The organism is Vibrio hibernica (assembly GCF_015223435.1).
In the GTDB taxonomy this organism is placed as follows: Bacteria; Pseudomonadota; Gammaproteobacteria; order Enterobacterales; family Vibrionaceae; genus Vibrio; species Vibrio hibernica.
The window spans coordinates 1-12,552 of record NZ_VHKO01000061.1 but is presented as its reverse complement, the minus strand read 5'-3'; the positions used below and the strand labels follow the sequence as shown (position 1 = coordinate 12,552).

Below are 12,552 nucleotides of genomic sequence, written 5' to 3'. Positions count from 1 at the left end.
ATGAGTGCGTTTTTTATTGATACTCAATAATAAATAATGCGTTATTAATAGTAAGGCTTCTAGGAAGAAACCTTACAAAGATCAGCTTATTCAGCGTCTATTTTAGCCCAAGTATCACGTAAACCAACGGTGCGGTTGAATACAAGTTGATCATCGGTAGAATCTTTTGCATCTACACAGAAATAACCTGTACGCTCAAACTGGAAACCTTGGCCTTCGCTAGCACCGACCAAACTAGGCTCAATAAATGCTTGCTTCACAATCAAAGAGTCTGCATTTATCGTTGCAGCAAAGTCATCTTCTGCAGCAGGGTTAGGCACCGTAAATAGGCGATCGTATAAACGAACATCCGCAGCAATACCTTTATCAACAGATACCCAATGAATAACACCTTTCACTTTACGGCCATCTGCAGGATTTTTACCTAATGTATCAGGATCATAAGAGCAGAAAATTGTCGTGATATTCCCTTCACTATCTTTTTCTATACGATTAGCTTGAACAACATAAGCACCGCGTAAACGGACTTCTTTACCTAAAACTAGACGCTTGTATTTTTTATTGGCTTCTTCTCGAAAATCATCCGCTTCAATCCAAATATCACGCGTAAACGGAACGGCACGAGTTCCCATTTCAGGTTTATTCGGGTGATTTGAAATTGTTAATATTTCTTCAGATTGAAAGTTCTCAATCACAACTTTAACAGGATCAAGCACTGCCATTGCGCGAGGCGCACTTTCATTTAAATCTTCGCGAATACAAGCTTCAAGAGAACCAAACTCAATCATATTATCTTGTTTGGTCACACCAATACGTGAACAAAATTCACGAATAGAACCCGGAGTGAAACCACGACGGCGCAAACCTGAAATAGTCGGCATACGTGGATCATCCCAACCATTCACTAAGTTTTCAGTTACTAATTGATTTAGTTTACGCTTAGACATCACAGTGTATTCAAGATTTAAGCGGCTAAATTCATATTGATGCGGCTTACATTCTATAGTGATATTGTCCAGCACCCAATCGTACAAGCGACGATTATCTTGGAACTCAAGTGTACATAAAGAATGTGTAATGCCTTCTAACGCATCCGAAATGCAATGAGTAAAATCGTACATTGGATAAATGCACCACTTATTTCCTGTTTGATGGTGTTCAATAAAACGAACACGATAAATAACAGGATCACGCATTACAATAAATGATGATGACATATCGATCTTAGCACGCAGGCATGCCTTGCCTTCTTCAAAACCACCAGCACGCATTTTCTCAAAGAGCGCTAAATTATCTTCAACACTACGTGAACGGTATGGACTGTTCTTGCCAGGTTGCTTTAAGCTACCACGATATTCGCGAATTTCATCAGGAGAAAGTTCATCAACATAAGCTAAGCCTTTCTCAATCAATTCGACTGCATAAGAATATAAATCATCAAAATAATTCGAAGAATAACAAATATCACCATCCCAATTAAAGCCCAACCATTTAACATCAGCTTTAATGGATTCAACGTATTCAATATCTTCTTTTGCAGGGTTAGTATCATCAAAGCGAAGGTTACACTGCCCCTGATAATCCTGTGCCAAACCAAAGTTCAAGCAAATAGATTTCGCATGGCCAATATGCAAATAGCCATTGGGTTCAGGCGGAAAACGCGTATGAATTCCAGTGTGTTTGCCATCAGCTAAATCCTTATCAATAATTTGACGGATAAAATTAGATGGACGAGCCTCGACTTCACTCATCGACAGTACCTCAGTAAAAATAATAGAGTGTTTTTAATAGAGGCTAATGATCCACAATTCTGAGCCTTTACACAACAACAACCGTCATTTTCTTTCTAATTCCAATCAATTTAATCGCTATTACAAAGCTCTAGCCGATTCAAAGTTCATCTCAAATTCAAAGCATAAAAAAAGCCCCGAAGTTCGGGGCTTAGTTCAATACTTTTTAAAACAGACTATGGAAGAACAACATCTGATAAGTCATCAGAAACTGGGACTTCTTTCATTTCACCAGCAACAATCTCAGCCAATGGCCCAAGAATAATTTGAAGGTTATTTTCGCCTAGTTTCACTACACCTTTCGCACCAAGTCTTTTCAGTACCGCTTCATCAACAATTGAGCGATCTTCTAAGGTTAGTCGTAGTCGAGTAATACAAGCATCAATCGTGGTTACGTTGCTGTGTCCACCTAACGCTTTTAGATATTGACGAGCAACAGCACCCTTCCCTTTATCTGCACTAGGCGCAACTACTGCTTGCTCTTCATCTTCACGACCTGGTGTTTTCATATTGAACGCACGGATTAGGAAGCTGAAAGTAAAGAAGTATAATGCACCAAAGCATAGCCCAATAATAAGTAGCGTTACTGGTTTTGTTGCTAAGCCCCAGTTCAATACGAAATCAATAAGACCTGCAGAGAAACCGAATCCATGTAGTGTGCCAAACATGTTAGCAACAACTAATGATAGACCCGTAAATACGGCGTGAACAGCATACAAACCAGGTGCTAAGAACATGAACATAAATTCTAGAGGTTCGGTAATACCTGTTAGGAATGAACAGAAAGCTACTGAGAACAATGCACCTGCCACTTGATTACGACGATCAGCTGGAGCAGCTAAGTACATAGCCAATGCACCACCAGGAAGACCAAACATCATGATTGGGAAGAAGCCATTCATGAATACCCCAGCAGATTTATCACCACCAAAGTAACGGTTTAAATCACCCGTTTTAATCGTATCGGTAACACTGTTTACCACTGCTGTGATTTCAGGAGTTACTGCATTTACAAAGGTAAATGTATGCTCTTGACCGATCACAAGTGATTTAGCAACCGTAGGATCCACACATAACTGATGAATATTAGAGAATGCGCCAACACCCGTTACCATGATTTCTTGACATGTACCCATGCCGAACCAGAAGTAAGAGTTAAGAACATGATGTAGACCAACCGGAATCAAGGCACGGTTCAATGTACCATAGATAAATTGGCCAATAGCACCTGACGTAGAGATTGCGTGAGCAAGAACATCAAGACCATTCTGGATCGCTGGCCAAACTACACCAAAGATTGCACCGGCAACTAAAGCAAAAAGGCCAGCCATGATAGGAACTAAACGACGACCTGAGAAAAAAGCAAGCCATTCAGGTAAACGTGTAGCATAAAAAGAGTTGTAGCAATGGCCTGCAATGATACCTGCAAAGATCCCGCCGAAGAACGACATATCGATTTCTGCATTAATGTTTTTTGCTGTTGCGGTAAGAACAAAATAAGCAACTGCGCCAGCAAGACCAGCAGCACCAGCTCCATCTTTAGAAAGACCAATTGCGATACCTAAACCAAATAGCAAAGGCAATTGACTGAAAATCGCATTACCTGCCGAAGCCATAAATGCAATATCTAATAGGTCAGGTTGACCTAAACGTAATAAAAGTGCTGCAACCGGTAAAGTTGCAATAGGTAGCATCAGTGCTTTACCTAGTCTTTGAGCGTATCCAAGTATATTCACAGTAATTCCCCCCTAAGGATTTGATATGAATTCTATAACTTATTTTTAATAAAAAATTTAGTAAACGACAGTCTATGTAATTAATTTTAGTCCGCAAATTAAAGCGGTCTTATTTGTGATCTCAATCAAGAGATATTTACGACACCAGGCTAAATTGCGACTAATTTAGCTTATTTTGACTAGATAGTTTCCAAAACTTATTTTATCATTAAAAATAATGAATAATCTTCACCGTTTTATGCGTTACAAATATCAATTAATGCGACTGTAACCAATAGCAAAGTATGCTTAACGCATAAGTTTTATCTTATTATCTTAATGAGAATAACTTTACCTTAAACAGAATTCGAAACGTTTATAGTTGAAAAAAGTATATAGAGAGCCAGTTTTCATTCTTCGACGAATCTGTAATGAACGACCTCATTACACATAAGAATAAACTGACAATAAAAAGATTTTAAATAAATTAGAAGGGTATTTCCCATGTACGCTCTGCTGAATGCAACAATTTACACTGGTCATGACATGCTTACTCAGCATGCAGTATTGATCGCAGCAGGAAAGATTCATTCTGTCGTAAAAATAGATGAACTTCCTAAAGACATCGAAACCATTGACTTAAATGGTGACATATTAAGTCCTGGTTTTATCGATTTACAACTAAATGGTTGTGGTGGAGTCATGCTTAATGATCAAATTACAGCTGACACTATGCAGATTATGCATCTCGCCAATTTGAAATCAGGTTGTACCAGTTTCTTACCAACCTTGATCACATCTTCTGATGAAGAGATGAAGCAAGCTATACAAGCTGAGCGTAACTACCAACAACAATACCAAAATCAATCGTTGGGCTTACACCTTGAAGGACCTTACCTTAATGTATTAAAAAAAGGCATCCATCGTCCTGATTTTATAAGAAAATCAGATAGCAATATGATTGACATCATCTGCGACAATAGTGACGTAATTGCTAAAGTAACATTAGCCCCAGAACAAAACTCACCAGAGCATATTAGACGCCTGAGTGATGCGAATATTGTTGTGTCTATTGGACATACAAATGCAACTTATGCCGAAGCTCGTCAAGGCTTTGCTAATGGAATTAGTTTCGCAACTCACCTATTTAATGCGATGACTCCAATGGTTGGACGTGAGCCTGGTGTTGTGGGGGCAATTTATGATACTCCAGAAATTTATGCTGGTATCATTGCCGACGGTTTCCATGTCGACTATGCAAATATAAGAATTGCCCATAAAGTAAAAGGTGACAAATTAATATTAGTGACGGATGCCACAGCCCCAGCAGGTGCCGATATGGATCACTTTATTTTTGTTGGTAAGAAAGTGTATTATCGAGATGGTAAGTGTGTAGATGAAAACGGCACACTTGGTGGCTCAGCTTTAACCATGATCGAAGCTGTACAAAATACAGTTGAGCATGTAGGGATCGCTCTAGACGAAGCATTACGAATGGCCACACTATATCCTGCGCGCGCAATCGGCGTGGATAATAAACTAGGCCAAATTAAACCTGAGATGGTGGCAAACCTAACAGTGTTTGATCGTAACTTCAAAGTCAAAGCGACAATAGTGAACGGACAATACGAGCAGACATAACATGAATGGCGGACAAATTGGCAACGTAGACCTAGTAAAACAACTCAATAGCGCAGCTGTTTATCGTTTAATTGATCAACAAGGTCCAATTTCGAGGATACAAGTTGCAGATGTTAGCCAACTAGCACCCGCCAGCGTGACTAAAATCACTCGTCAATTAATTGAGCGAGGACTAATTAAAGAAGTTGCACAACAAGCTTCCACTGGTGGGCGACGTGCAATTTCTTTAATGACTGAAACGGATCCTTTTCACTCAGTCGCGATACGCTTAGGTCGAGATTATATTCAGTTTAGTTTGTATGACTTAAGTGGACATGAATTAGCTAAGCAGCATTCCCTTTTCAAATACGATAATCAACAGGACTTACTGGATGGTATCGTTCTGTATACACAAAAATTCATTGACCAAAATCGTCACATTATCGAACAATTTATCGCCATTGGTTTGATCCTCCCAGGATTAGTCAACCCTGAAACCGGGGTCGTCGAATACATGCCCAATACAGATATTGATAATTTATCTCTCGGGAATCTACTCAGCGAAACGTTTGGCGTAAAAGCATTTGTCGGTAATGATATTCGAGGACTAGCCTTGGCTGAGCATTATTTTGGTGCCAGTAAAGATTGCCTAGATTCGATTTTAGTGAGTGTTTATCGCGGCACCGGCGCAGGTATTATCGTCAATGGCCAAGTATTTCTAGGAACAAATCGTAATGTAGGTGAGATTGGACATATACAAATTGAGCCTTTGGGCGATCAATGTCAATGTGGTAACTTTGGGTGTTTAGAAACGGTAGCGGCTAATCCAGCAATTATCTCACATATACAGTCGCGGTTAGACCATGGCTATCCATCTTCACTAGCGAATATAAAGCCACTTGATATGACGGCTATTTGTGAACATGCAAACCGAGGTGATGAATTAGCCACTCAAGCTCTAACCCGAGTCGGTAACCATCTAGGTAAAGCCATTGCGATGACGGTTAATTTATTTAACCCACAAAAAATCATTATTGCAGGCGAAATTGTCAAATCTAAAGAAATTATATTCCACGCTATTCAACGTAATATCGAAAATCATTCGCTAAAAGCATTCCATAAAAACCTGCCTATTGTAGAATCACAATTGTATACCCAGCCAACCATGGGGGCTTTTGCTATGATAAAAAGAGCCATGTTGAATGGCGTGTTATTGCAAAAACTATTAGAACATAACTAACTACAGCGTAATGTATTTAAACATGTTCTTGTGAAATAACGTGTTTAGATACCATCACTTCTAATGCGAATTCGAACTTAGCCAAGCTAATCAGTAATACTAATCTACGGTCATATATGGATATTATTTTAATCATCACCGCATTTGTGTCTGGTTTTCTGGCTTTGCGGCTCAACCTCCCTCCTCTTGTTGGCTTTTTAATTGCAGGCTTTGTTCTGCAACATTATGGAATAGAAACAACGCCTGCGCTCGATACCTTATCTAACTTAGGTGTCACATTATTACTATTTACTATTGGTCTGAAATTAGACATCAAAATACTGCTCAATAAAGAGATTTGGGCAAGCTCGACTTTACATAATATTGCTTCCACACTGTTCTTTACTGCTATCTTAATAGGCTTAAAAGTTATCGGCGTTAACCTGCTCCATGGCGTTCAAGTTCCACAATTATTATTACTCGCGTTTGCTTTATCCTTTTCCAGCACAGTATTTGCAATTAAAACATTAGAAGAAAAAGGGGCAATGAACTCAACCTATGCCATGATCTCTATTGGTATATTAGTTATGCAAGACATCTTTGCCGTGCTTTTCTTGACCATATCAACAGGTAAAATCCCAGAATGGTATGCTATTTGCCTATTTGTTCTTCCTTTTCTTCGCCCAATACTCTACAAACTATTAGACAAATGTGGGCACGGCGAAATGCTTGTTTTATTCGGCTTTTTCATGGCTCTAGTCATGGGGGCCGGTCTATTTACCTTGGTTGGGTTAAAAGCAGATCTCGGGGCCTTAGTCATAGGTATGCTGCTTGCTGGACACAGTAAAGCTTCAGAGTTATCTAAGTCTTTGTTTAACATTAAAGAAGTATTCTTAGTGTGCTTCTTCTTAAATATCGGCTTGTCAGGTGCTCCCACTCTAGATGCCGCCATCTTGGCACTTATATTCCTTCTCCTACTCCCAATTAAAGGGATATTTTATTTCTTAACCATAAATTTATTCAAATTTCGTGTCCGAACCTCATTATTAACAGCATTAACGCTTTTCAATTTTAGTGAATTTGCATTAATTGTTTCAGCCCTTGCTTATAAACTTAGCTGGCTACCTTCCGAAATGATGGCCGCCATAGCCATTGCGGTATCACTCTCCTTTATCATTTCAGCACCAATTAATAATATGGGACATAAGATTTATCGCCATTGCTCTAGTTGGTTAAAAGAACAAACAGATGAAAAATTGAATTTACATGATAAACGAATCAACCCAGGAAATGCTCAAGTCCTAATTTTAGGTATGGGTCGAATTGGAACCGGTGCTTATGATGAAATTCGTACCCGCTACGGTAAAATTTGCTTAGGTATAGAAACTCGTCAAGATATTGCACAAACCCACCGCAGCAGTGGACGTAATGTTATACAGGGTGATGCTACTGACTCCGACTTTTGGGAGCGTATTTTAGATATTGCTAACGTACAACTCGTATTGTTAGCCATGCCGCATCACCAAGGAAATCAATTCGCATTAGAACAGCTCAAAGCTCGAAACTACCAAGGGCAAATCGCGGCCATTGCTGCATACTCAGACCAAGTAACCGAACTGTGTGAAAATGGTGTTGATGCTGCGTTTAATATTTATAACGAGGCAGGTGCTGGTTTTGCTCGTCACGTTTGCGAAAAACTCAACCCTCAATTTAAACAGATCAATGTTGGTAACTGGGATAAAAGCGTTGACCTTCAAGATCACTGATCGGGTGAGTGCGTATAGATTTAGCTTTAAATGAGACGACTGTAGGTATTATTCATTAAAATACAGGTTTAATAAGAAATTATTCACCTCCAAGCGTGTTTTATAATTTATTTATCATCATTCTATTGCTTTTTTTATTGATACTGGCAAATTGGAAGCAATGAAAAAATATCATTTCAAATAGATTTAAGGATAAAGTATGTGTTCAATTTTTGGCATCTTAGACATCAAATCAGATCCAACAGTACTGCGCTCTACTGCGTTGGAAATGTCGAAAAAACTTCGCCACCGTGGGCCTGATTGGTCTGGTATTTATGCCAATGACAATGCGATTTTAGCTCACGAGCGTCTTTCTATTGTTGGTTTGAATAGTGGCGCTCAACCGCTCTACAGCGAAGACAAAAAACACATCCTTGCCGTTAATGGTGAAATTTATAACCATAAAGAAATTCGCGCTAAATACGCAGACAAATTTAACTTCCAAACGGATTCTGATTGCGAGGTCATCTTAGCGTTATACCAAGAATTAGGCGAAGAGTTACTTGAAGAGCTTAATGGTATTTTTGCTTTTGTTCTTTATGATGAAGACAAAGACAAATACTTAATTGGCCGTGACCATATTGGTATTATTCCTCTTTATCAAGGTTATGACGAACATGGTAACTATTATGTCGCATCCGAAATGAAAGCTTTAGTGCCTGTTTGCAAAACGATCAGTGAATTTCCTCCTGGTAGCTACTATAGCTCTGATGATGCTGAACCGGTTCGTTACTACCAACGTGATTGGATGGAATATGCTGCCGTTCAAGGTAACTTAACCAGTAAAGAAGACTTAACGAAAGCGTTAGAAGATGCGGTTAAGCGTCAGTTAATGACCGATGTACCTTATGGTGTACTACTTTCAGGAGGCCTTGACTCTTCAATTACTTCCGCAGTAGCAAAACGTTTTGCGGCAATGCGAATTGAAGATAATGAGCAATCTCAAGCATGGTGGCCACAACTACATTCATTTGCGATTGGGCTTGAAGGCGCTCCGGATCTTATTGCTGCACGCTCTGTTGCCGATAAACTGGGCACTGTTCACCATGAAATGACTTACACCATTCAAGAAGGTTTAGATGCCATCCGCGATGTGATTTACCACATTGAAACCTATGATGTCACCACGATCCGAGCTTCAACCCCAATGTTCCTTTTAGCGCGCAAGATCAAAGCTATGGGAATTAAAATGGTACTGTCTGGCGAAGGTGCTGATGAAATCTTTGGTGGTTACTTATACTTCCATAAAGCACCCAATGCGAAAGAATTCCATGAAGAAACCGTGCGTAAATTATTAGCACTTAATATGTTTGATTGTGCACGAGCTAACAAATCACTGGCCGCTTGGGGTGTTGAAGGCCGAGTACCTTTCCTTGATAAAGAATTTATCGATGTGGCAATGCGCTTAAACCCTGCTGACAAAATGTGCGGTAATGGCAAGATGGAAAAACATGTACTGCGTGAATGTTTTGAACATTACTTACCAGAATCTATTGCATGGCGTCAAAAAGAACAATTCTCTGATGGTGTAGGCTATAACTGGATTGATTCACTAAAAGAACAAGCTGAGCAGAAAGTGACGGCTCAACAGTTAGAAAACGCTGCATTTAAATTCCCATACAACACACCGACAACAAAAGAAGGCTATGTGTATCGTGAGATCTTTGCAGAACTATTTCCATTAGAATCGGCTGCTCGATGTGTTCCTGGTGGTCCATCGGTTGCCTGTTCATCTGCAACCGCGATTGAGTGGGACGAGTCATTTAAAAATAACGCTGACCCATCAGGCCGAGCAATTAAAGCCGTCCATAATAACGCTTATTAATCATAGCTAAACTGGTACTATAAAATTAAATGACCGCGACAATTGAAAAATTGCCGCGGTCATTTTTATTCTAGTTAAAAATACGCTACGAAATCATATCTACCTATTATTTGTCTCTATCCCAAGTAATGTCCTTGTTGCTTATTGGGACTCTAACTTGTTGGTTTATCAAGGTGACAAGTAGAATTGAACGCTTTTCACCATCTGATTCTTTGTAAATTGCTTCAAAGCCAGAAAATTGCCCACCACTAACCTGAACCACGTCGCCGGCTTTCGGTAAAGTAGACACCGCCTCATTATGAATTTCAATTTTTTTCAGATCCATAATTAGCGTATCTGGCACCTTAGTTGGCAAGCCTCCAAAGCGAACAAAATCAACCACACCACGAGTTGAGCGAATGGTCGTAAAGCTTGGCCCCAGCTCTTCATCAAACTCAATAAACACATAAGATGGAAACAAAGGTTCATTCATCGCTTTACGCGAACCTCTCACGACTTTCTCAATTTCAACTTCAGGGTAATAGCAAGTCAGGTTCTGATTTTCTAAATGCAACTTCGCTCTTTGCTGCTCACCTCGTTTACAATACAACAAATACCAAGACTTCATATTCTTCCCTTTTTAAATCCCGCCACATTCTATCAGTTGTCGATTAAAAACCTACCCCGAACCATGAGTATTCTTAATCCCAATGAAATATAGAAATACTAACTTACTATTTACATATAACCGTAACAAATAACAGATAGGTGTCTTTTTGTTCAGTTAATAATCAGTTATTAAATCTGGCGTTCGAAATCATTGTAGTTTTTTATTTTGAGGGGTATATATAACTCTGACATTAGATTCTGCAATTGTCTAGATTAGCAAAACTAATGTGAAAATATCGGATGTTTGTTCTCAAATGGATTTGGACAGAATAATTATAGCTTTTAGAAAAAAGCATAAACACAACAAAATTTATGACTCATTGTACATAATGGAGTACAGGTCAATTATTTTAAATTTGGACATATCACATGACAACACAGCAAGTAAATGTGAGTAAAACCAAGTCATTTATGACCGTTTCACTTATCGAGCTCTGGGAACGTTTCGGCTATTACGGCATGCAAGCGTTAATTGTATATTTCATGATTCAGAGACTTGGTTTTGAAGATAGCCGCGCCAACCTAGTTTGGGGCGCTTGTGCTGCACTTATCTATGTTTCACCAGCCATTGGTGGTTGGATTGGAGATAAAGTTTTAGGTACAAAACGTACCATGCTGATTGGTTCGGCCATTCTAGCGCTTGGTTATGCTTTAATGACCATCCCTTCTGACAATACTTGGGTCTTATTCTTTGCTTTAGGCGTTATCGTTGTAGGTAGCGGTATGTTTAAGCCTAATGCGGGTAATTTAGTTCGTAAAATTTATGAAGGCGACGATTCAAAAATTGACAGTGCTTTTACTATTTACTACATGGCAGTAAACGTTGGTTCGACCTTTTCAATGTTATTAACACCATGGATAAAAGATTACGTAAACGAGCACTATGGCAATCAATTTGGTTGGCATGCCGCCTTTGCGGTTTGTTGTGTGGGCTTATTAGTCGGAATGGCAAACTACTTCTTAATGCGTAATGCTTTAGCGCAATACGGTTCTGAACCAGACACTAAACCTGTAAATAAAGGAAAACTTGCGTTAGTTTTAATGGGTTCAGTGGTTGCCGTTGGCCTTTCAGCATTAATTCTAGAATATCAAGATCTGGCTCGTCTATTCGTATATATCGCGGGTATCGTAGTACTGGCTATTTTTACTCACCTTATTCGTAATAGTGAAAAACATGAACGTGCAGGGCTTATTGCCGCCCTAGTATTGATTATACAAACCGTGTTTTTCTTTATTTTCTATCAACAAATGTCAACGTCATTAGCGCTGTTTGCATTGCGTAATGTTGATTTGAACTTCACGGTATTCGGGACCCATTTATTAACTTGGTCACCTGCTCAGTTCCAAGCTTTAAACCCAATATTTATCATGATTTTAAGTCCTATTCTTGCTCTTATTTACACCAAAGCAGGTAAGAACAATAAAGACTTATCGATTGCAGGGAAATTTGCCTTAGGTTTCGCAGTAGTAGCGCTTGGTTTCTTCATTTATAGCTTCGCAGGTAACTTTGCAGTCAATGGTAAAACGAGTTCTTGGGTGATGATTGCCGGTTATAGCGCCTACTCGCTAGGTGAGTTGCTAGTAAGTGGTCTTGGATTAGCCATGATTGCTCGCTATGTTCCTGAGCGTATGGGCGGCTTTATGATGGGCGCTTACTTTGTTGCTTCCGGTATTTCACAATACTTAGGTGGTGTCGTGGCAAACTTTGCCAGTATTCCACGCGATATGACCGATCCACTGCAAACGCTTAATATCTATACTAGTCTATTTAATAAACTAGGAATGGCCGCTGTGGTATGTACATTTATTGCCTTAGCTGTATTACCTTTAATGCGTAAACTGGATAAGCAACATCAGGGTATACATTAAGCTGAGTTCCCTACTTTAAACTTAATAGTTTGAGTAAAAATTAAAACCGCAGGTTGCAAAC

The 12,552-nt window shown here is 39.3% G+C and carries 8 protein-coding genes; 5 read left to right on the top strand and 3 right to left on the bottom strand.

The genetic code is table 11. The annotated features are described in order from the left end of the window. Positions 1–86 precede the first annotated feature (86 nt). Together glnS and nagE are read right to left on the bottom strand one after the other, a co-directional pair. Positions 87–1,751 (bottom strand): glutamine--tRNA ligase, encoded by a 1,665-nt coding sequence (gene glnS / locus FH976_RS13980; RefSeq protein ID WP_194091451.1) that lies wholly within the window; start codon positions 1,749–1,751, stop codon positions 87–89. Between the two features lie 215 nt (positions 1,752–1,966). After that, complete coding sequence (gene nagE / locus FH976_RS13975) at positions 1,967–3,526, bottom strand: N-acetylglucosamine-specific PTS transporter subunit IIBC (RefSeq protein WP_194091450.1); 1,560 nt, start codon at positions 3,524–3,526, stop codon at positions 1,967–1,969. A 483-nt stretch (positions 3,527–4,009) separates the two neighbouring features. Here nagE and nagA point away from each other — a divergent pair, with 483 nt between their 5' ends. The 4 genes from nagA (at position 4,010) to asnB (ending at position 9,974) form a co-directional block, all read left to right on the top strand. Beyond that, entirely contained in the window at positions 4,010–5,146 is a 1,137-nt protein-coding gene (nagA, locus tag FH976_RS13970; protein WP_194091449.1) for an N-acetylglucosamine-6-phosphate deacetylase, read from the top strand. A 1-nt stretch (position 5,147) separates the two neighbouring features. Beyond that, the gene (nagC, locus tag FH976_RS13965) at positions 5,148–6,365 is read left to right on the top strand and encodes a DNA-binding transcriptional regulator NagC (protein ID WP_194091448.1); all 1,218 of its coding nucleotides are present in this window, start codon (positions 5,148–5,150) and stop codon (positions 6,363–6,365) included. A gap of 116 nt (positions 6,366–6,481) precedes the next feature. Continuing rightward, positions 6,482–8,110 (top strand): cation:proton antiporter family protein, encoded by a 1,629-nt coding sequence (locus tag FH976_RS13960; protein ID WP_194091447.1) that lies wholly within the window; start codon positions 6,482–6,484, stop codon positions 8,108–8,110. Between the two features lie 199 nt (positions 8,111–8,309). Beyond that, entirely contained in the window at positions 8,310–9,974 is a 1,665-nt protein-coding gene (gene asnB, locus FH976_RS13955; protein ID WP_194091446.1) for an asparagine synthase B, read from the top strand. A gap of 106 nt (positions 9,975–10,080) precedes the next feature. On the opposite strand, the gene rfaH is transcribed toward asnB, so the two are convergent. Next, a complete protein-coding gene (gene rfaH, locus FH976_RS13950; RefSeq protein WP_194091445.1) occupies positions 10,081–10,581 on the bottom strand; it encodes a transcription/translation regulatory transformer protein RfaH in 501 nt (166 codons plus the stop codon). 410 nt (positions 10,582–10,991) lie between these two features. Between rfaH and FH976_RS13945 the strand changes: the two genes are divergently transcribed. Continuing rightward, positions 10,992–12,491 carry a peptide MFS transporter gene (locus FH976_RS13945; RefSeq protein ID WP_194091444.1) on the top strand — a complete coding sequence of 500 codons (1,500 nt, stop codon included), beginning with the start codon at positions 10,992–10,994 and terminating at the stop codon, positions 12,489–12,491. The last annotated feature ends 61 nt before the right edge of the window (positions 12,492–12,552 follow it).